The sequence below is a fragment of the Paenibacillus montaniterrae genome (assembly GCF_018403185.1).
GTDB classification, from domain to species: Bacteria; Bacillota; Bacilli; order Paenibacillales; family Paenibacillaceae; genus Pristimantibacillus; species Pristimantibacillus montaniterrae.
Genome location: NZ_BOSE01000002.1, coordinates 728,493 through 747,950, shown reverse-complemented (window position 1 = coordinate 747,950; position 19,458 = coordinate 728,493). Strand labels below are relative to the sequence as shown.

20 protein-coding genes are annotated in these 19,458 nt (G+C 43.1%); 13 read left to right on the top strand and 7 right to left on the bottom strand.

From position 1 onward, the window contains the following. The first annotated feature begins 1 nt into the window (after window position 1). Window positions 2–478 carry a membrane protein insertion efficiency factor YidD gene (gene yidD / locus KJS52_RS08985; protein WP_246563334.1) on the top strand — a complete coding sequence of 159 codons (477 nt, stop codon included), beginning with the start codon at window positions 2–4 and terminating at the stop codon, window positions 476–478. Window positions 479–586: 108 nt separating this feature from the next. Here yidD and KJS52_RS08980 read toward each other — a convergent pair whose 3' ends face one another. The 4 genes from KJS52_RS08980 to KJS52_RS08965 are packed head-to-tail and all read right to left on the bottom strand — an operon-like array spanning window position 587 to window position 3,666. Then, complete coding sequence (locus KJS52_RS08980) at window positions 587–1,102, bottom strand: thioredoxin domain-containing protein (protein ID WP_213514388.1); 516 nt, start codon at window positions 1,100–1,102, stop codon at window positions 587–589. A 12-nt stretch (window positions 1,103–1,114) separates the two neighbouring features. Beyond that, entirely contained in the window at window positions 1,115–2,143 is a 1,029-nt protein-coding gene (locus tag KJS52_RS08975) for an aliphatic sulfonate ABC transporter substrate-binding protein (protein ID WP_213514387.1), read from the bottom strand. Window positions 2,144–2,147: 4 nt separating this feature from the next. Further along, window positions 2,148–2,843: an ABC transporter ATP-binding protein gene (locus KJS52_RS08970; RefSeq protein ID WP_213514386.1), complete on the bottom strand. Its 696-nt coding sequence runs from the start codon at window positions 2,841–2,843 to the stop codon at window positions 2,148–2,150. A gap of 43 nt (window positions 2,844–2,886) precedes the next feature. Beyond that, window positions 2,887–3,666: an ABC transporter permease subunit gene (locus tag KJS52_RS08965; protein ID WP_213514385.1), complete on the bottom strand. Its 780-nt coding sequence runs from the start codon at window positions 3,664–3,666 to the stop codon at window positions 2,887–2,889. Between the two features lie 201 nt (window positions 3,667–3,867). Between KJS52_RS08965 and KJS52_RS08960 the strand changes: the two genes are divergently transcribed. From KJS52_RS08960 to KJS52_RS08945, 4 genes are all read left to right on the top strand, one after another. Further along, window positions 3,868–5,256 (top strand): SMI1/KNR4 family protein, encoded by a 1,389-nt coding sequence (locus KJS52_RS08960; RefSeq protein WP_213514384.1) that lies wholly within the window; start codon window positions 3,868–3,870, stop codon window positions 5,254–5,256. A 304-nt stretch (window positions 5,257–5,560) separates the two neighbouring features. Beyond that, the gene (locus tag KJS52_RS08955; RefSeq protein WP_213514383.1) at window positions 5,561–6,265 is read left to right on the top strand and encodes a DNA alkylation repair protein; all 705 of its coding nucleotides are present in this window, start codon (window positions 5,561–5,563) and stop codon (window positions 6,263–6,265) included. A gap of 95 nt (window positions 6,266–6,360) precedes the next feature. Continuing rightward, complete coding sequence (locus KJS52_RS08950; protein WP_213514382.1) at window positions 6,361–6,942, top strand: DUF4256 domain-containing protein; 582 nt, start codon at window positions 6,361–6,363, stop codon at window positions 6,940–6,942. A 233-nt stretch (window positions 6,943–7,175) separates the two neighbouring features. After that, on the top strand, window positions 7,176–9,479 hold the full coding sequence (locus KJS52_RS08945; RefSeq protein WP_213514381.1) for a glycoside hydrolase family 2 protein: 2,304 nt from the start codon (window positions 7,176–7,178) through the stop codon (window positions 9,477–9,479). Window positions 9,480–9,582: 103 nt separating this feature from the next. Here the strand turns inward: KJS52_RS08945 and KJS52_RS08940 are convergent, their stop codons facing one another. Continuing rightward, window positions 9,583–10,839: a helix-turn-helix domain-containing protein gene (locus KJS52_RS08940; RefSeq protein ID WP_213514380.1), complete on the bottom strand. Its 1,257-nt coding sequence runs from the start codon at window positions 10,837–10,839 to the stop codon at window positions 9,583–9,585. A 146-nt stretch (window positions 10,840–10,985) separates the two neighbouring features. On the opposite strand from KJS52_RS08940, the gene KJS52_RS08935 reads away from it, so the two are divergent. Genes KJS52_RS08935 through KJS52_RS08925 form a run of 3 tightly spaced genes read left to right on the top strand, consistent with a single transcriptional unit; the run spans window position 10,986 to window position 14,707 of the window. After that, window positions 10,986–11,723, top strand: coding sequence for an SDR family NAD(P)-dependent oxidoreductase (locus tag KJS52_RS08935; RefSeq protein WP_213514379.1), 738 nt, complete (start codon window positions 10,986–10,988; stop codon window positions 11,721–11,723). Beyond that, window positions 11,720–13,192, top strand: coding sequence for a DHA2 family efflux MFS transporter permease subunit (locus KJS52_RS08930; RefSeq protein WP_213514378.1), 1,473 nt, complete (start codon window positions 11,720–11,722; stop codon window positions 13,190–13,192). Before KJS52_RS08935 ends, KJS52_RS08930 begins: the two co-directional genes overlap by 4 nt. Before the next feature lie 24 nt (window positions 13,193–13,216). Then, window positions 13,217–14,707 (top strand): MFS transporter, encoded by a 1,491-nt coding sequence (locus KJS52_RS08925; protein WP_213514377.1) that lies wholly within the window; start codon window positions 13,217–13,219, stop codon window positions 14,705–14,707. A 365-nt stretch (window positions 14,708–15,072) separates the two neighbouring features. Here KJS52_RS08925 and KJS52_RS08920 read toward each other — a convergent pair whose 3' ends face one another. Continuing rightward, window positions 15,073–15,822 carry a (S)-benzoin forming benzil reductase gene (locus tag KJS52_RS08920; protein ID WP_213514376.1) on the bottom strand — a complete coding sequence of 250 codons (750 nt, stop codon included), beginning with the start codon at window positions 15,820–15,822 and terminating at the stop codon, window positions 15,073–15,075. A 22-nt stretch (window positions 15,823–15,844) separates the two neighbouring features. Next, complete coding sequence (locus KJS52_RS08915) at window positions 15,845–16,408, bottom strand: TetR/AcrR family transcriptional regulator (protein ID WP_373871353.1); 564 nt, start codon at window positions 16,406–16,408, stop codon at window positions 15,845–15,847. A gap of 271 nt (window positions 16,409–16,679) precedes the next feature. Here KJS52_RS08915 and KJS52_RS08910 point away from each other — a divergent pair, with 271 nt between their 5' ends. From KJS52_RS08910 to KJS52_RS08890, 5 genes are all read left to right on the top strand, one after another. Further along, window positions 16,680–17,060, top strand: a complete 381-nt coding sequence (locus tag KJS52_RS08910; protein ID WP_213514375.1) for a GntR family transcriptional regulator — start codon at window positions 16,680–16,682, stop codon at window positions 17,058–17,060. Then, window positions 17,057–17,905, top strand: coding sequence for an ABC transporter ATP-binding protein (locus KJS52_RS08905; RefSeq protein WP_213514374.1), 849 nt, complete (start codon window positions 17,057–17,059; stop codon window positions 17,903–17,905). The genes KJS52_RS08910 and KJS52_RS08905 overlap by 4 nt, the downstream gene beginning before the upstream one ends. A gap of 4 nt (window positions 17,906–17,909) precedes the next feature. Next, window positions 17,910–18,551 carry an ABC-2 transporter permease gene (locus tag KJS52_RS08900; protein ID WP_213514373.1) on the top strand — a complete coding sequence of 214 codons (642 nt, stop codon included), beginning with the start codon at window positions 17,910–17,912 and terminating at the stop codon, window positions 18,549–18,551. 29 nt (window positions 18,552–18,580) lie between these two features. Then, the gene (locus KJS52_RS08895; RefSeq protein ID WP_213514372.1) at window positions 18,581–18,733 is read left to right on the top strand and encodes a hypothetical protein; all 153 of its coding nucleotides are present in this window, start codon (window positions 18,581–18,583) and stop codon (window positions 18,731–18,733) included. 197 nt (window positions 18,734–18,930) lie between these two features. After that, on the top strand, window positions 18,931–19,446 hold the full coding sequence (locus KJS52_RS08890; RefSeq protein ID WP_213514371.1) for an XRE family transcriptional regulator: 516 nt from the start codon (window positions 18,931–18,933) through the stop codon (window positions 19,444–19,446). The last annotated feature ends 12 nt before the right edge of the window (window positions 19,447–19,458 follow it).

The window sequence follows — 19,458 nt, the reverse complement described above, 5'->3', positions numbered from 1 at the left end:
AATGAAAGAAACGAAGATTCACTATGGGGATATGCCTGACAAGAACCTGCTTATTCAAGCTCTTTTTGCTGAGGATGCCAATGATCCCAGAAGTGTCAATTATGAAAGAACGCTTGAAAGGCCTATGATTAGCTGGGGAATGTTAGCTCTTAATATGATCATAGTATTGATAGTATCGGCAGTTATATTTTACATAATCAAATATTGGGTGACTGATAGTTGGGTAGCAATTGTTGCAACAGCATTGTTTATATTAGGCTATTGTGTTGTCCGACTAAAGCGAATTGCGATTAGTGTTGTAAAGCTTTATCAGCGTTTCGCTCCTGATCGCATACGGAATAAGTGCCGATTCGAGCCATCCTGCTCTCAGTATATGATTTTGGCAATATCCCAATATGGTGCTTTCAAAGGCATATATAAAGGGGTGCAGCGGCTCAAACGCTGCAATCCTGATGGAGGCGGCTTTGATTGGCCGTAATGAGCTTTGTTTGAATGAATGATGGAGCATAAGCAAACCCCCCTCAAACATTTTTTCGAGGGGGGTGCTTTGTGCTTATTTGTAAGGATGAACTCCGCTCCTAGCGAATTATGCCAGAGCCTGCTCGACTTCCTGCTTCAACTCATGGGCATCAATTTCAACAGGGTATTGGAACTCTTTGCCGTTAATGAATACGGTCGGCACCATTTTCACATTGCGTTTAATCGCTTCTGCAATAATGCTTAGGCTCAGGTCAATATTTTCCGGCTGCTCCTGCAAACCATATTCTTCACTTAGCAGCTTTTTAATCGAATGACTGTCGGATTCGCTCCATTCGCTTTGTCTGGCGAACAAGTCCTTCATCAGCTCGTAAACACGCTGTGGGTCCTTATAGTCTAAAAATGCGTTCGCTAGCGTGCCATATAGCAGCATTTCACGCGGCTTGTCATAATGCTTAATGACATATTGAACCTGCCCATTTTCAATATAGGAGGTTAATGCTTCATCAGCTGCTTGAAAAAATGTTCCACAATACGGACATGCCAGGTTCAAAAATACTTCCACCTTTACAGGCGCGTCATTCTTGCCGTAGCTCAAAAATGCATTTTCAATTACTTGTGTCATGTTCAATTCTCCTTATTGAATGTTGCTTGGTATGGTGGAATCGTCGATATTTACCGCATCTTTAATGCTGATTTGTTGCTCGAGCAGTCCTGCTTCAACGAATTTGTCAGCTAATTTTTGCTGGCTTGTAATGATTGCATCACCGATCTTTTCAACGCCAAAGGTACGGCGATCATTTGCTTTTTGCAGTGGCTCGATGTCCAGCCCTAATTCCTCGGATAAAATTTGTGAAACCTCTTGTTTATTTTCGTTAGCCCATTGATCCGCATTTTGCAGCTCTTGCAAAATGATCGATACAACCTCCGCTTTATTGTTCAGAAGGTCCTCAGTTGCAAAATAGAAGGTGCGATTTTCCGAGTTGTCTGTTCCGTTCACGATCGTGCGTGTTTCAACGGTGCTTTCTACGATAGCCAGGTATGGGTCCCAAGTGCCGTATACATCGAACTCGCCTTTCGTAAAGGCAGCCAAGCCTTCCGCAGCGTCCTTATAGAACTTGATGTCTACTTCGTCCAATGCAATGCCGGCTTTCTCCAAAGCAACCAGCAGCAAGTAATGCTGGTTACCGCCTTTCGTTACCCCGATTGTTTTCCCTTTGAAGTCATCTACAGTTTGAATACTGGAATCTGCTTTAACAACTAGTGCGACGCCTTCTGGATATGGCGACTCAGCTGCCACATAATTCAACGGATGTCCGCCTGCTTGCATAAATACAGCGTTGCCGTCAGATGCATGACCGAAGTCAATATTATTCGTGTTTAGAGCTTCCAATAAAACTGTGCCGGTAGGGAACACCTTCCACTCTACTTTATAGCCCTTTTCGCTTAAGGCTTGATCCAAATTTCCATGCTCTTTTAGAATGTTTAGCGTATTTCCTTTTTGGTAGCCAATCGTAACGACACCTTTTTGCTCGGTTGTTGGTGTATTAGTGGCAGAACCGCCAGTAGATGTGTTGCTGGCATTGCCGCCGGAGGAATTGCTTCCGCAAGCTGCTAAAACCAATGTGAATAAGGCAATTAATGAGATGAGTAAGGTTTTTTTCATGTTTTTATCCCTCCAGAATTTGATTCAATATTTTTGTTTCATAATAAGTAAATTTGTCGTTGCGCTCTCGAGGCCTTGGCAAGTCAATGCGCTCATCGAGCTGGATGGCTCCTCGGTCGATTACGATAACGCGATCCGCTAACCGCACAGCTTCTGTTACATCATGGGTAACGAGCAGGGATGTGAATTTCTGCTGCTGCCAAAGCCCTTCAATGAGATTTTGCATTTCAATGCGAGTTAAAGCGTCCAGTGCGCCAAGCGGCTCGTCAAACAGCAAAATATCCGGATTGCTTGCTAAGGCACGGGCCAGCGCGATGCGTTGTTTTTGACCGCCTGATAGCTGATCTGGCCAGTCATGCTGCTTGTCGATCAATCCAACCTTCTCTAAAGACTCTTTGGCTACGGCCGGATTGACTGCGCCAAGCTCAATGTTTTTTATAATTGATTTCCAAGGCAGCAGCCTGTCATCCTGAAACATAATCCGGATTTTCGGATTGCTTGCTTCGTTGCTGGAGAAATTCAATTCTCCTGTTGTAATCTGCTCCAGCTTGGCGATAATTCGCAGCAGGGTGCTCTTGCCGCAGCCGCTTCGGCCAACGATGGCGGTAAAGCTTCCCTGCTCAATCGATAAATCAATATTGTGCAATACTTCGTTATCGCCGTAACGTTTGCTGACATTTTTAAGTTCAATGTTGATCATGACGTCCTCCAAATATGATTCGGCCAGCTGTTGCGTTGGCTAGTTATTTTTTACGGTAAACAGGACTCCATTTTAAAAAGCGGTGTTCAAACAGCTTTGCAATGACATCGGACAGCTTTCCTAAAATCGCGTACAGCACGATCGTGAGCACGACAATGTCCATTTGCATAAATTCACGGGCGCTTGTTGCCATAAAGCCGATCCCGGAGTCAGCACCAATCGTTTCCGCTACAATTAAGGACATCCACATTACACCGAGCGCATAGCGAATGCCTACGAGAATTGAAGGCAGGGCGCCAGGCAAAATGATGTTTACAAACAATTTCCACTTTGATAATCCATATACGCTTCCCATCTCAATCAGCCTGCGGTCGACATTTTGAATGCCGCTGAAGGTGTTGATGTATACAGGGAACATGACGCCAAGCGCGACGAGAAAAATTTTTGCAGATTCCCCGATTCCAAACCATAGAATAACAAGCGGAATAAGAGCCAAATGCGGAATCGTACGGATCATTTGCATCGTCGTATCCGTTGTTTTTTCAAAAAACTTAACGGTTCCATTGAGGAGTCCAAGTATAAAGCCGATGATGCCTCCTATGAAAAATCCGATTAAAGCACGCTGTGTACTAATCCAAACATGCTCCTGCAATTTTCCGGATTTCGTCAATTGGATTGCAGCTTCTATCACATCAAAGGGCGTTGGCAGAATGGAGGAGCTTATAATCTTGTATTGTCCTAATATTTGCCAAATAATAATTGCGATAATAGGAAGAAGCCATGGAATAAGTTGATTGTTATACCAGTTGTTTATTTTTTTCATTTTTTTATCCCCAGACAATTGGAAAAGTAATAAATGTGTAGCAGGCTGTGATTGATTATAGAGTATTCCGATGTAAATTGTCAACAATAAAAATAGTCCTTAGGTCGATCGCTAATTTGAACGAAGGAGCACTTAGTCTCAGTTCGTTTGAACTGGCTTTATGTTAATATTTTCATAGAGCTAATATAGGAGGAAGAAAGCATGATAGATAACGAGCAACTGCAAGCATGGCATGAGGACGATCAGCATCAGTTCATTGTTGATGCGATATTGGCGATTGATGAGGCAGAGCGTACATTAGAGTTGACGGGTTGGCTGGCTAGAGCATTTAACAATCTTGGGCAATATGAGCAGGCACTAGAGCTGCTGTTTTTGTTTCCCGACGCGGAGAGAGATGCAGTGTGGCACTATCGGGCTGGCTATGCATACGCGAATTTAGCGCAATATGAGCAGGCGGTGCAGGCGTTTGCTGAAGCAAATGAGCTGCAGCCTGGTGATGAGGATATAGAGGATTTTCTGGACTATGTGCGTGGCAAGCTGGAGCGCCAAGAGCAGAATAAACAGTTGTCAGCTGCTGCCAGAGCCCGGTTGCTTGAGCGGCAGCAGGCTAGCAATGGGGCGGCAGAGCAGCCCTTTGCCCATGTTGATCTGTCGAGCTTTTGGGAAAAGAGTGATTATGCGGACAAGGAATATGTGCTGCCGTACCCGACTGATGATGTTATTGCTGCTGTAGAGAAGGAGCTTGGCTATAAGCTGCCGCAGTCCTATATTCAGCTTATGCGCATGCAAAACGGCGGCATTCCAGTAAATACATGCTTCCCTACTGAGCTGCCGACGAGCTGGGCGGAAGACCATATCGCGATTACAGGGATTATGGGAATTGGCAGCAGCAAAAGCTGCTCGCTTGCTGGAGATTCGGGCAGCAGGTTTATGATCGAGGAGTGGGGTTACCCGGACATTGGCGTTGTAATATGCGATTGTCCGTCGGCAGGGCATGATGTCGTTATGCTTGACTATCGCGCTTGTGGTCCAGACGGGGAGCCGGAGGTCATTCATGTCGACCAGGAAAGCGATTATGAAATTACATTTCTCGCACCGAATTTTGAAAGCTTTATTCAAGGGCTGGTCCATCCCGATACGTATGATACATCAGAAGCGGATAAAGCTGCTGCTCTCGAGCGGGTTGCCAATGGCGCGTTTTCTCCGCTGCTGGAGCAGCTATGCGAGCAGGCAACGGAAGTATCGCAAATCGAGAGCAAAATTCGTGAAATTTGCCGGCAAATTGTCGAGGAGAAAGGCTATTTTGCCTTGCATGCTGATGAGCGCTCGACGTTGATGTATGATGTGCAATTTTGGCTATATACACGTGCTAATGCTGATGTGACGAGACAAGGCTATCTGGATGATTATTCGAAAATGATTGCTTTTGGCGGTGAGTTCAGCACTGGCGGATATGCGCCCGCCTTTATTAGCGATTGGCTTGACCAGCGGATGAAAGCAGGCGACATTGTATATAATGGAGCGGGAACGGGGATTCATTTTACTGCTGAAGCGGTAGCCAGACTGCTCGACAGACTGGACAATTATTGAAATAGATGCGAGACTCTTGTAAGCGTGAATTCATACGTGGTATCATAGCTATATATACATGTAACGTAAGATATGCAATTATTGTTATGGAATAGAGCTTTATAATTTGGTGTATAATGCAAAAAGGAGCTGTGCGCTAACACAGCCCCTTGATGCAATAGCAATAGCCGCTTTTAATGGCGGTAGGCTTCTTAAGGGTAAATAGAAAAGACAGATAGACCGCGATTCCTTTTCCTGAGGGGCGGTCTATTTCTCTTTAGAGGACAGAGTTAGTGAACGGCAAGTAAGAAGGGAGAGTAACACAATGGATTTTGAAATGGTTATGCAGGAGCTTGAAGCTCTTAGCAATGAACGACTAAAGAAGATGTACATGTCCAACGGCGCGCATGAGCCGCTTTTTGGTGTGGCGACAGGCAAGATGAAGCCTATTTTCAGAAAAACAAAAATTAATCAGCCGCTCGCCGAACAGCTTTACGCGACAGGAAACTACGACGCGATGTACTTTGCCGGCATTATTGCCGATCCGAATGCGATGACGGCAGCCGATTATGACCGCTGGATGGATGCGGCGTATTTTTATATGCTGTCCGATTATGTAGTCGCTGTCACGTTATCGGAAGCAGATATTGCTCAGGAGGTTGCAGATAAATGGATCGCCAGCGGCGAAGAGCTGAGAATGTCGGCCGGCTGGAGCTGTTACTGCTGGCTGCTGGGGAACCGACCGGATCATGAATTTTCCGAGGAGAAAATCGCCGCTATGCTCGAGCTGGTGGAGCGCACGATACATGATGCCCCGGTACGAACGAAATATTCAATGAACAATTTTATGTACACAGTGGCTGTTTCGTATGTGCCGCTGCATGATAAGGCAGTTGAGACAGCCAAGTCAGTCGGGCCAGTTGAGGTTCCGGACAAAAATAAAAGCAAGCATATTCATGCCTTCGAAAATATTCAAAAGGCTATCGACAAGGGGCAGCTTGGCTTTAAACGCAAGCATGTAAGATGTTAGACGCAAGCAGCGAGTCGCGATATGAACATAAATGCGTATGAGTCGAATATGAGCTGATTGTTAATGGACAAGCAGCTGTTAAAGGAGCAATTATCATGACAAATGTGAATGAAAGTATGAAAAAGGAACTGTCGCCAGATCAACGTGATGAACTGCTTGTTATATTGAAGGCACGTTTTGAGAAAAATATGGATCGTCATCCAGGTTTAGAGTGGCCCAATGTACAAGCAAGGCTTGAAGCAGCGCAGCCTGAAAAGCTGTGGTCACTCTATGAAATGGAAAGAACGGCTGGCGAACCGGATGTAGTCGGTTATGACGATCAGACGGGTGAATACATCTTTTACGATTGTTCGGCGGAAAGTCCGAAAGAGCGCAGAAGCTTGTGTTACGATCGCGCAGCACTGGAAGCGAGAAAACAGCATAAGCCACAAAATAGCGCCATTGATGTTGCAACGGAGATGGGCATTGAGCTGCTAACAGAGGAGCAATATCGCGAGCTGCAAAGGCTTGGCAGCTTTGATTTGAAAACCTCAAGCTGGGTAAAAACACCGGATCACATTCGAAAGCTCGGCGGAGCGCTCTTTTGCGATCGCCGCTATGACACCGTGTTCGTCTACCACAACGGAGCAGATTCCTACTACGGTGCAAGAGGCTTCCGCGGCTTGCTCAAGATTTAATAACATACCAACAGAGGGCTTGTTCAACTTGTCAGTTTCCACTGACGTGTTGAACAAGCCCCTTTGCTGTTTAAACATAGCTCTGCATAATTAGTCCAAAAAACATACGAAAATACCATAACGTTTCAACGCATCATGTTATGCTGTTGAGGACAGCTCGTTCCAGCGTAAAGGCGGAAGGAGTGCTTATCGTATAAGCATATTTGCGAGGATAAAGGGAGGTAATATTTTTAATGAGAAAGTTAATAAACATCAATAGCGGATGGAAATTTACGAAGCAAAATGACAGTCAAGCCATGCGTAAAAGCTACAACGATGAAAACTGGGAGCCGATCCATTTGCCACACACCTGGAATGCGATCGACGGAGCGAATGGGAATGATTTTTATACGGGAGCCTGCTGGTATAGAAAAGAATTTGTCGTTGACAACCTTTCAGCAGGGAACAACGTATATATCGAATTTCAGGGTGCAAACAGCGTAACAGATGTATATGTGAATGGTCAGTATATTGGACAGCATAAGGGCGGATATTCGACCTTTAGATTTGATATTACTGAGATGATAGAATTTGGTCAAAAGAATGTGTTGGCTGTCAAGGTAGATAACACTGTTGTAGATGATGTTTATCCGCAAAAAGCAGATTTCACCTTCTTCGGTGGTATTTATCGCGATGTAAATCTTGTTATTGTGAATCATGTGCATGTTGACCTTATGGATTATGGTTCAAATGGAATTTATATTGTACAAGATGAGGTCACAAGTGAAAAGGCTTCCATTACGATCAAAACGAGAATAACGAATAAGGATAACGAGGATAAAAAAGTAAGGGTTTGGAGCGAAATACTCGATGCAACCAATCGTCTTACGACCTACCGTGCAAATGAAGTAGTCGTACCCGCGGGTGAAACGCTAGAGGTTGACTTGCCAGCTGTTATTGAGAACCCGAATCTTTGGAATGGACGAAACAACGCTTACTTATACAACGCCAAAGTCTCGCTGCAAAGCTTCAATGACACAATCGATGAGCTTACTATCCCGTTTGGAGTAAGATATTTTAACGTTGACTCTGAAAAAGGCTTTTTCTTAAATGGTGAGCGCTTGCAATTAAAAGGCGTTGCAAGACATCAGGACAGCAAAGACTTGGGATGGGCGATTTCAGAAAAAGAGCAGCTTAGGGACATGGCGCTTATTAAGGAGCTCGGGGCTAACTCTATTCGGCTTGCCCATTATCAGCATGATCAGTTTTTCTATGATTTGTGTGATCAAGAAGGTATGGTTGTTTGGGCAGAAATTCCTTTTATTTCGAAAATGTCGGATTATGAGCTTGAGGGAGTGAATGCCAAGCAGCAGCTGCTTGAGCTAATCAAGCAAAATATTAATCATCCTTCTATTATGTTCTGGGGTGTGCAAAATGAAATCCAGATTGGAGGAGAAAGAGCCGAGGCGAGAAGATTAGTTAAAGAGCTGAATGATTTGGCGAAAAAGGTAGACCCAACCCGCTTGACAACAATGGCTCATACATCCTTCGTAGAGATTACAGATGACTATAATTTTATCTCGGATATTGTTGGCTATAACAAATATTATGGATGGTATGGCAGTCAACCAGAATATTTTTCGGAATGGATTGATGAGTTTCACGAGACAAATCCTGGGGTCAGCTTATGTATTTCAGAGTATGGAGCCGAGGGATTAGTTCAGTATCATAGCAGTACCCCGCAAGTAAGGGACTATACCGAGGAATATCATGCTCTTTTTCATGAAAGAGTATGGAAAATATTCGAGCAGAAGCCGTTTCTTATGGGGACTTACGTCTGGAATATGTTTGATTTTGCTGCAAATGTTCGTGATGAGGCCGGTGTGAAGGGGAGAAACAACAAAGGCCTGGTAACGTATGATCGAAAGATAAAAAAAGATGCATTTTATATGTATAAAGCACATTGGAGTGACGAGAAATTTGTTCACATCACAAGCAAACGTTTTGTAGATCGAGTAGAGGATGCTATTGCTATTAAAATCTATTCCAACTGTACTGAAGTTACGCTTTATGTAAATGGCCAGGAGCATGGCTCAGCAAAAAGCGATGACAAAGTCTTTATTTTTGAAAATGTTCGATTGCAGGAAGGGACGACGACTATTAAAGCAGTAAGCAGTCAGTCTAACATAATATTGGAGGATGTAGCCGTCTTCAATAAAGTAGCTGAACCTAATCCAAGCTATACCTCTCCTGAGGACGGAATAGGAACGGCTGCCGCCAATTGGTTCAATATGCCTGATCTAAGTGACGTCGAGGTGAAAGAAATTCAAATCACCGATGATGTTTATTCGACGAGATGCAGCTTTGGCGAGCTTAAAGAAAATAAAGAAGCTGACGCTGTGTTAAGAGAGTATTTGGGTGATTATGATGGACATCCAATGTTTGGAATGAAGCGGCAAATGACGATTGATCAAGTATCGAAAATTTCCAGAGATATTTACAATGATAAATTGCTGTATCTATTAAACGAAAAACTAACAAAAATTAAAAAATCATAGCGCTTATGCAAGAAAGCAGCAGCGAAGGAGCATAGCAATCGAACAACATTACAGGAATGCTTTGCACCTTCGCTTTTTTCACTGATCTAAATCCAACCGTATTTTATTGCTGATCTAAGAGATGATAAGTCTCACGATATTTTTTTGGCGTTATGCCGGCGTAGTCTTTAAATACTCTTGTAAAATAGCTCTGATCATTAAACTGAAGCAAAGAAGCGATTTCAGATATCGGAGTTTTACTGAAAGCCAGCAAACGTTTGGCTTCATTCATTTTACATTGCTGAATATATTCACTAACCGAAATACCAACCTCTTGTTTAAATAATACAGACAAGTATTTTGGACTCAGGTCAACATGATTTGCCAGATCATCATGACTGAATTTTTGGTAAATATGCTTGTCAATGAAATTTTTACATGCAGAAATGGTTGCAGAATAACGTTCCTCTTTAATTTGCTTCACTTTTTTAACAAATGTATACAGAGCTGCCGGCGTAAAGTTTCTTACTTCATCCAAGCGATTCAATTGCTCTAGCTGTACAATAAAATTTTCATGCAAGGAACATGCCAATTCATCCTGTAGTCCGCCTTCAATTGCTGCGCGCGACACGAGCGCTAACATCGTAATAATATGGTTTTTAAGTGAGCGGATATAGCTTGATTTGGATAAAATCGTAGTAGCTTCTTCCTCCCTTTTAATGGCCGTTAACTGTTTTAAATCTTCGACTCTTCCTTCTCTTACCATGTCCAATAGTTGCTTTTCAAACATCCGATCATAATGTAGCGTATCATTTTGCAGCATTTTGGAAAGTGCCAAATTCGTTTCTTTAGCAGCTTGCTCTACCATTGGTTTTTTTGAGGATTGAATCGTTATAGCTTCGGGAGAAAGAAGTTCATGATTGATTAGGTAGTATGCGATTGTGCATACATCAATTAGCTTTTTTGTATGGATAACTGGCAAATTTTCGTAGTATTTCAAAATACTCTCGCGTTGAAAAAATGCACGCTTGTCATTGATTAAGCTGCTAATTTTATCTTCACTTGGTGGATAAGAAAGAACTGGGCCGATCATGACGGTACCTTCGAAAGCATTGGACGAGCTATCGATACAGCTTATCAGTATATATTTTTCTATATATTGTGATTTTTGAATGACGGGAAATCGATTTAATTGGCCAGGGGTAAAGTTTAAATGGTTGAAAAAATGATCCTTATTGTTATCCAAAAATGGATGCGGCAGCGTTTGATTGATATTTTCGTATAGGATGGCTCCATCAGGGGCTATAAAATAGATTGTTAAATCAAAAACAGCTGAAATTAATTGACACTTATTTTTAATTGTATCAGCGCTTGTAGCCATAAATTTTCCTCTCTTTAATGAGATAAGTAATGAAATTTCATACTATTATAAAAAAAATAAAACCAAATTACAATAAAGAAGTTGAAAATAACCGTATCCTAACAAAGTAAGCGCTTAGCAATAAACGGATGAAGGGGGAAAAATAAATGGGACGAATGAACGGGAAGGTTGTTATCGTAACAGGAGCGGGAAGTGGTATAGGGAAAGCCACTGCAAAACGTTTAGCAATGGAAGGAGCTAAAGTGGTCCTGACAGACCTCCAAACAGATAAGCTTGAGGCTGCGATCAATGAAATTGCTGCTCTTCAGGGCGATGTGATCGCCGTTACACATAATGTTGCAGAAGAGGAGGGCTGGGTCTCTGTCTTAGAGAAGGCTGAGAGCGTATTCGGTACTGTAAATGTACTTGTGAATAGTGCCGGCATCAGAGGAAAAACGGATACTGCAGATGAATGGGAGCGTGTTTTGAAAATTAATTTAACGGGAAGTTATTTGGGGATGAAGCATGTTGTGCCTGGCATGAAAAGGTATGGAGGAGGTTCGATTATTAATATTGCTTCTCTTGCGAGTATTGGTGGCGGCGGATTTAATAGTTACACCGCATCCAAAGGTGGCTTGCGAGCTATTTCCAGAGCGGCTGCTGTAGATTTCGCCAAGGACAACATTCGGGTCAATTCCATTTATCCTGGATTGATTATTACACCGATGACCGAAGGAATTCTTAATCATGAACAAACAAAAAAATATTTCGAGGATAGAACGCCGCTGCCTCGTTTCGGGACAGCGGACGATATCGCGTATGGTGTATTGTATTTAGCATCAGATGAAGCCTCGTATGTCACCGGCAGTGAGTTGGTTATTGATGGAGGAACTACAGCTTCATGACAGGTGCAGAATCAGATATTAGCTTAACAAAGAGAATCCCTATTTTAACGGTGATGATACTGGGCGCTTTCTTTACAATATTCAATCAGACAACGATGACAGTCGCATTACCAACATTAATGGATGCGTTCGGTGTACTGCCTGCGACCGGGCAATGGCTTACAACGGGATATATGCTTGTGAACGGCATTTGCATTCCAATTACCGGATTTTTAATGAAACGTTTTACAACTCGGCAGCTATTCCACACGTCTATGATTATTTTTCTTATTGGCACTGTAGTGTCGGCTATCGCCCCGAGCTTTGCGGTTCTACTATCGGGACGGATGATTCAAGCGGTTTCTACCGGAATTACGATGCCGCTGCTAATGACTGTTGTTTTATCATTATTTCCGCCGGACAAACGGGGAGCAGCAATGGGGACTGTCGGGCTTGCAGTGATTTTCGCTCCGGCAATCGGGCCGACTCTTGCAGGCTATGTACTTGATGTTTTCACATGGCGCGCGTTGTTTTATGGCATGATTCCCTTTATCGTTATTATTATTGTAAGCAGTTTCATTCTGCTGAAAAATGTATCAAAGACCAGCAAAACCAGGTTGGATACAATCAGTTTAATGCTGACTATCATCGGGTTTGGCGCTCTGCTGTATGGCTTTAGTGAAGCGGGGAACAGTGGTTGGGCTAGCTATGTCGTAATAATCTCCTTGCTAGTAGGAGTTGTTACAATAGGATTGTTTATTTGGAGACAGTTGGGTGCTAAGGAGCCATTCCTTGATCTAACAGCTTTTAAATACGATATGTTTTCGTTAACTACAATTATCAATTGTACAGTTACCGTTCTTATGTATGCGGATATGATTTTGCTGCCGCTATACTTGCAAAATGCTAGAGGCTTTACTGCTTTGGAGTCAGGGATTTTGATGCTTCCGGGCGCACTGTTAATGGGCGTGCTGAATCCTGTAGTTGGCAAGTTGTTTGATCGGTTTGGAGCAAAATGGCTGTCTGTTGCAGGGATAACAATAGTACTTGCAACAACCTACACCTTTACTAACTTGTCACTCTCAACAGGTTATATCGTACTCATTTTAATGTATGCGGGCAGAAGGCTCGGCATGGCTTTGTTTCTCATGCCAATCCAGACCGCAGGGCTTAATCAGTTGCCACCGGCACTCCATGCCCATGGCACTGCAATTTCTAATACCGCAAAGCAAGTAGCTGCTGCAATAGGTACGGCCTTGCTAGTAACTATTATGACGAGCAGAACGGAAGGATATCTGCAGCAGATGATCACTCAAGGCACAAGCCAGACAGAGGAGCAAATGGCAGCAGCAGCGTCCATACAAGGTGTAAATGATGCTTATTTTGTCATACTGATCTTCGGTGCTGTAAGCTTAGTGTTGTCCTTCTTTATTAAGCGTGTCACTGTGGAAGATCATACTGAAAAAGGCAACGTACCTGCCAGTTCATGATTATTTTGAAAGGGGTTACATCTAATGAATTCACAAATCAGCTATAACCGCGCTAAAACATGGCAATTAATTTGTTATCCGGCAGGTGTCTTGGGACAAAAGTTATTTATGGCGCTAATGATGCTGGTCTCCTATTACGCGGCTGGCATTGTAGGTCTTGGAACGGTCGTTGCTTCACTCGTGATTACAGGCTCTCGATTTTTTGATGGCATTACGGATCCTATTGTAGGATTTTTGATAGACCGCTCCAAAGGAAAATATGGCAAAGTGAAACCATTTGTCATTTCCGGCTATATCATTATGAGCGTATCCACCGTGGTTATGTTTTTTACCACGCATCTTGTTCCGAGCAGCATGAAACTGATTTACTTTATTATTGTTTATGCTTTTTATATTCTCGGCTATACATTTGCAGCTATTTCGAAATGGTCCGGGCTTGCCATCATTACTAATGATCCTAAGCAGCGTCCGGTGTTAGGAGGAATTGAAGCTGCTTATACGACGGTATTCCTGTCTCTTTTTTCAATGTATAACTCGCTTTATTTGGTGCCTAAATACGGCGGCTTCAACAATCCTGACTTCTTTCAAGAGATGGTGCTTACTGTAGTTGGAATAGCAGGTATACTATATGCGCTATGTGTTGCAGCTATCTGGTCAAAGGACCGTATGGAAAATCTGGAAACGAAATCGGGTAGCTCGGAAAAGGTTCGTGTTAAGGATATGTGGCAAGTGATAAAAGGGAACCGAGCCTTGCAAATCTTTGTTTTATCAGTCACTTCGGATAAGCTTGCGATGCAGACGCATTCGAATCAGGTTGTTATTGTCATGTTGTATGGCATTATTATTGGTAACTTTTCTATGTCAGGCCAGATGGCAATGCCTGCAATTTTCGTAAATCTTCTTATGATTTTTTTCGGAATAAAGTGGGCAAGAAAGGTTGGTACAAAAAGAGGCTATGTAGCGGCAACATGGGGATGTATCATCACCTATGCCCTGCTCTTTCTGCTTCTATGGTTGGGAGATCCGACTCAAATCGGGTTTGACAATTTGGGCTTTATGACGATTGCTTTCGTCTTGCTGATGTTATTGAGCGGAGCGTTTATTTTTCTATCGACAGGGCTGGTCTCTCCATTAATACCGGATATTGTAGATTATGAAACATATCGAACAGGACGTTTTGTACCAGGTATTATCTCTACAACATATTCATTTATTGATAAAGTCGTTTCTTCATTAGCACAAACCGTCGTCGGTTTAACTTTAGCAGCAATAGGATTTAAGGCAGCATTTCCTGATATAAATACTCCTTATTCCGAATCTATATTTTGGGTTACGATGGCATTGTATATCGGAACGGTTATGGTGGCGTGGATTATTTCCGTCATTGCGATGAAGTTTTATCCGCTAACAAAAGAAAAAATGCTTGAAATACAGGAAGAATTAAATGCGAGACATGAACAAAGCAAAGCCAATCATGTAGTCACAGATGAATCGAAAACGGTTTCATTAAATTAATTGTTCTCTAGTATAAAGAAGTAGCCTCTATCTTAAATAAAGGGTAGAGGCTCTTTTGTTGCTCAAGTTGCGCCAATGTTGTAACTGATTAACGGGAAGAGGCCGTCCTGTAAGCCTCTGTGCAAGGTTAAAGTGAAGGTTTAAAGAATCTGGATAACGTTAATTGATCCGTTTGGAGGCGATGGACATTCTAACGAATATACATAACCTTAAGTACGGAAATCTGCCCCAAATACGGGGGAAACCGCCTAATAAGACGCTAGATATTCCTTAGAATGAGAAAGGCTTCATTGTGTCACACATAACGTTATCCAGCTTCCTTAGCGTCTAGCCATCCCTTTGCCAGCCTTTCAACTCTTTACTTTTCACAGCTCTTCAATAAGTGCGTTGCTGCCAAAATCATGTCGGAACAGAATTTCAATTAATTTTTCGGCTGTATAGTCCGGGGTTTGAAGCTGCCCGGCTTCAGCTAGTTGCTTGAACTGCTCTACATACGGAAACAGCTTGCTGCTTGTGGAACGGATTTCGGCTTGCAGCTGCGTGTCGATCATGCCAGGATATACAGCAGCGACCTTGACAGGATATTGCTTGCCGGATTGCTCCAGATTTATGCTTTTGGAGAAGGAATCCAAGCCCGCTTTAGCGGTGCTGTAGCAGCTTTGCGCCGGCAGTAAATATTTGGCTGAGGCCGATGAGATATTCATGATCCGTTTATCGATGTTCATTTCTTGTGTCAGTCTTATAAAATTAGATGTAATAATCATAGGAGCGAGCAAATTGACATGTACATTTTCAATGATGCTGGTCGCGCTATTTAATTCAATAGGTGCAACGGGAGATAGCATCCCTGCATTATTGATTAGATAGATGGCGTCCAGCTTCGACTCGGCGTTAATTGCGGCAAATACCTCTGCAAAAAGCTGATCAATCTCGTTTAATCGGGTAAGGTCAAACGGGAAGTAGCTTAGCTTATTGCTGCTTTGCTTGGCACGCTCGATAAGCTTTGGATTGCTAGTTCTGGATATACAGCATATATGATGGGCTTCGTTAAGTAGTTGGTTGGCTAGCGCTTCGCCAATTCCTTGCGATGCCCCTGTAATAATAATAGCCTTCAATTCCTCACCTCTAATTTGGATATTAGCGAATTTTCGAATCTTCGTTAAGGATACTGTTCACTGCTTCCTTCCATACACCTTCGTAATCGATTTCCACATTCATCAAAACAGAGCGAGATAAATTATCAATGACCAGCGCAAGAATCGTTGCTTTATAGTCGATATTGTGCGAGGCAACAGCTCCTAAATCCGCCCCGGCGAGCAGCAGCTTGCGAAATCCGTCAAGAAAATCATGCTGCAGCTTGATTATGCGCTCCCTATACAGTGCTTCACGTTCAGATAGTATGACAAATTCATTCAGTACTCGCAAAACGGCATAATTCGCTCTGTCTTGGCCAGGCATCATCTTTAGTCCGCCTTGGTAAAGGCTTTGCGCAAATTGCTCTTTGTCGAGTGAATCAGTTTGAAAATAGGAATTAAAATAATGGTCTTTGAAAATGTACTCGAAAACCTGGCTAATGAGCTCTTCCTTGGTGGAAAAATGATAATAGATCGAGGGCTTGGTCATCCCCACCTTTTTGGCGATCATCGCTAAACTCGTTTTCTCAATACCATGCTCTGTAAATAGCTCAAATGCTGCTTCAATTAATTGGCTAGATGTAAGCTCTCTTTTTTTTATAGCGATCGCTCCTTCGATAAATGGTCTAGCTCATTATAGCAACAGGAAAAAGATTAAGTCAATAATTTAACTACCGATAGTTAAAAAAATATTTCTGTTTTTGAGCGAGCCACAAACGGTTTCGTTTCTGGTTCCTTTCTTGACACAACTGTGCATACTGTGTATTCTGTTAATGTAGGAGATACACAGTTGGATTCGAAGAATCCGAGCAAAACTTGCAGGCTGTCATGGAGGTTTTATGAAAATCATCATTACGAATACATCGGACTTACCCATATATCAGAAAATTAAAGATCAAATCAAGCAAGCGATTCTGCAAGGAGAGCTGGCTGAAGGCGAGATGCTGCCTTCCATTCGCGCGCTGGCGAATGATCTGCATGTCAGTGTACTGACGACACGAAGAGTATACGATGAGCTGGAAGCGGAAGGGTTTATTACGACCAAGGCTGGCAAGGGCTCATTTGTCGCCAAGGAAAATGTTGAATTGTTAATGGAGTCAAAACGACGCATGGTGGAGAGCAAGCTGACCGAAGCGTGGGAAGCGGCACGTATGCTTGGTATTCAGAAAAGCGAGCTTTACGCGATGATGGACTTGCTGTTTGAGGAGGAAGAGGAATGAAGCCTATTCTGGAGGTTAACGAATTAACGAAGCAGTTGGGAAGCTTTAAGCTGGATAACGTAAGCTTTTCCTTAACTGAAGGATGCATTACCGGATTTATAGGTGTAAATGGTGCTGGAAAAACAACGACGATTAAGCTGCTGCTCGGGTTAATACAGAAGGATGCGGGAGAAATTAAATTCTTTGGCAAGAGCATTCAAAATAATGAGCATGAGTTTAAAAATCGAATCGGCATTGTGCTGGATGACGGTTATTTTTATGATGATTTAACGCTGCTGGAGATGAAGAATGTTATTGCGGCCTCCTATAGCAACTGGGATAATCGCTTATTTAAGCGAAATATTGACCGTTTTGGACTGCCTCTGAATCAAAGGATTGGCACGTTGTCGAAAGGGATGCGCATGAAGTATGCAATTGCACTGGCGATTTCCCATCATGCTGATTTGTTGATTATGGATGAGCCGACAAGCGGGCTCGATCCGCAGGTGAGATTGGAGCTAATGGACATTTTATTGGAATATGTCGGAGAAGGAAAAAGTGTGTTTCTGTCCTCACATATTACGTCTGATCTGGACAAGGTTGCGGATATGCTCATTCTTATTCACGGCGGCCGTATCATTTTTAGTGAGGAAAAGGATCTATTGCTGGATAAGCATGGCCTGGTTAAAGGAGATAATAAGGAGCTGAACGAGCAGAGCAAGGCTTTATTTTTAACGCTCGATGAAACGGATTACGGATTTTCCGGCCTGACCGCGGATAAAGCTGCGGTACGACGTCAAATGAAAAATGTGTACATTGAAAGGCCGTCGATTGAGGATATTATGCTGAGTTATATTAAGAGGTGATCGTATGCTTTATCATTTGGTGAAGAAGGATTTTTTATTAGCGAAAAGGTATTGGATTGTGCTGCTGATCGCCGCGCTGGTGCTGCCTGTGTTCATTCATACGAAGCTGATGGCTGGTGGCGAATTTCCTTCCTTTTTTATAAGCACGCTGTTTATCGCGTACTTAATGTTTAACAGCGCTTCGATGGCGGAGGATAAGTTTCGCGGTGCTGCTTATTTGTGCGCCACTCCGTATACACGAAAAAAGCTGGTGATCGCCAAATATGTGATGGTGGCAGTGCTGTTTGCAGCGTGCTATCTGCTTTATACGCTAACTGCCTTAATCGCACCGCTTGAGCTTCGGCTGCTTAATTTGTATGAGAGCGGCCTGGCTGTGCTGATCCTGCAAATTGCATTTGGAGTCATCATTCCGATTCAATATCGGTTTGGCTATGAAAAGTCGAGATACATTTTCTTCTTTATGATTTTTATTACGCCATTTGTTATGCCGAGTGTGATCAAGCTGCTGCAAAATAGCAGCATGGATTGGAGCAACATCCCGCTTTCTCAGCCTATGCAAGGGCTGCTTTTCGTTCTGTTGGCCGCTGTAATTGGTGCAGCATCCCTGTTGATTTCGATTCGCGTATATGCTTCCCGTGATTTGTAATCAGGGGCCAGGAAGGGAGGAGATCGCTCATGAAAAAGAAGCTAATCTATGCGATTCTGGGCATTATTCTTGCGATAACGTTTATCGAGCAGGCTCTCAGCAAAAGCTGGTTGGCTGTATTTCCGCTCATCGGTTCTGCTGCATTTTTCGTTAGTGCATGGAAGCTGAAGGAAAGCAAATGATGCGGTATAGCAATAGGTGCTTGTAAACGGGGACGCTTGTAGTGAATTTATGAAACCGGTGAGGTGTTGGCTCTCTTAAGCTGTCGAGTATATCTCGATGGCTTTTTTGCTGCTGACATAAATTACGTCGAATCTATTGACATAAATTATGTCGATGCTGTATAGTTGACGTAAATTATGTCGTGGAGGGAAGCTATATGAGTAAGCATGAACGAAGTGAGTCGAAAACAGTGCTGGAATATTTGGTTATGATTAACGAGCAGTCCTATTCCGGGATTGGGCGTCAGCTTCATATTACGCCGCAGCAATTTTCTGATTGGATCAAAAAGCGCAGACCGATTCCACAGGAGCGGCTTCAGGCGCTTGTCGACTATTTTGGGGTGAAGCGGGAGGTGTTCGTCGATAGCAATAGCTTCGTTAAACCGCTGACGCCTATCGCCAAGGTTGAGCTCCATGTCATGCTGCTGGAGCAGAAGATTGCGCAGCTTGAAGCGGAAAGAGCTGATGAGGAGGATATAGAGCCTTATCGAGAGAAAATCCGCCAGCTTCTTCAAGAGAAGGAGACCGAGCAGCGCTTAACGAGAATTACGGCTGCACTTCAGCGCTATGATGAGCGGATCGACTGGATATTCGATACGATCCTTCACGAAATCGAGAACGAAAGAGTGAACGAATTGATTGTGATGTTGGAAAAAGGGGGGAAAGCGCGATGAGCACTGGCGAAG

What these genes read in the sequence shown, in the direction of transcription:
- KJS52_RS08925 (WP_213514377.1), top strand. Translation starts at nt 13,217, where the DNA reads ATGAATTCACAAATCAGCTATAACCGCGCTAAAACATGGCAATTAATT.
- KJS52_RS08955 (WP_213514383.1), top strand. Translation starts at nt 5,561, where the DNA reads ATGGATTTTGAAATGGTTATGCAGGAGCTTGAAGCTCTTAGCAATGAA.
- KJS52_RS08940 (WP_213514380.1), bottom strand. Translation starts at nt 10,839, where the DNA reads ATGGCTACAAGCGCTGATACAATTAAAAATAAGTGTCAATTAATTTCA.
- KJS52_RS08980 (WP_213514388.1), bottom strand. Translation starts at nt 1,102, where the DNA reads ATGACACAAGTAATTGAAAATGCATTTTTGAGCTACGGCAAGAATGAC.
- KJS52_RS08890 (WP_213514371.1), top strand. Translation starts at nt 18,931, where the DNA reads ATGAGTAAGCATGAACGAAGTGAGTCGAAAACAGTGCTGGAATATTTG.
- KJS52_RS08975 (WP_213514387.1), bottom strand. Translation starts at nt 2,143, where the DNA reads ATGAAAAAAACCTTACTCATCTCATTAATTGCCTTATTCACATTGGTT.
- KJS52_RS08935 (WP_213514379.1), top strand. Translation starts at nt 10,986, where the DNA reads ATGGGACGAATGAACGGGAAGGTTGTTATCGTAACAGGAGCGGGAAGT.
- KJS52_RS08900 (WP_213514373.1), top strand. Translation starts at nt 17,910, where the DNA reads ATGCTTTATCATTTGGTGAAGAAGGATTTTTTATTAGCGAAAAGGTAT.
- KJS52_RS08970 (WP_213514386.1), bottom strand. Translation starts at nt 2,843, where the DNA reads ATGATCAACATTGAACTTAAAAATGTCAGCAAACGTTACGGCGATAAC.
- KJS52_RS08905 (WP_213514374.1), top strand. Translation starts at nt 17,057, where the DNA reads ATGAAGCCTATTCTGGAGGTTAACGAATTAACGAAGCAGTTGGGAAGC.
- KJS52_RS08960 (WP_213514384.1), top strand. Translation starts at nt 3,868, where the DNA reads ATGATAGATAACGAGCAACTGCAAGCATGGCATGAGGACGATCAGCAT.
- KJS52_RS08950 (WP_213514382.1), top strand. Translation starts at nt 6,361, where the DNA reads ATGACAAATGTGAATGAAAGTATGAAAAAGGAACTGTCGCCAGATCAA.
- KJS52_RS08965 (WP_213514385.1), bottom strand. Translation starts at nt 3,666, where the DNA reads ATGAAAAAAATAAACAACTGGTATAACAATCAACTTATTCCATGGCTT.
- KJS52_RS08930 (WP_213514378.1), top strand. Translation starts at nt 11,720, where the DNA reads ATGACAGGTGCAGAATCAGATATTAGCTTAACAAAGAGAATCCCTATT.
- KJS52_RS08945 (WP_213514381.1), top strand. Translation starts at nt 7,176, where the DNA reads ATGAGAAAGTTAATAAACATCAATAGCGGATGGAAATTTACGAAGCAA.
- yidD (WP_246563334.1), top strand. Translation starts at nt 2, where the DNA reads ATGAAAGAAACGAAGATTCACTATGGGGATATGCCTGACAAGAACCTG.
- KJS52_RS08910 (WP_213514375.1), top strand. Translation starts at nt 16,680, where the DNA reads ATGAAAATCATCATTACGAATACATCGGACTTACCCATATATCAGAAA.
- KJS52_RS08895 (WP_213514372.1), top strand. Translation starts at nt 18,581, where the DNA reads ATGAAAAAGAAGCTAATCTATGCGATTCTGGGCATTATTCTTGCGATA.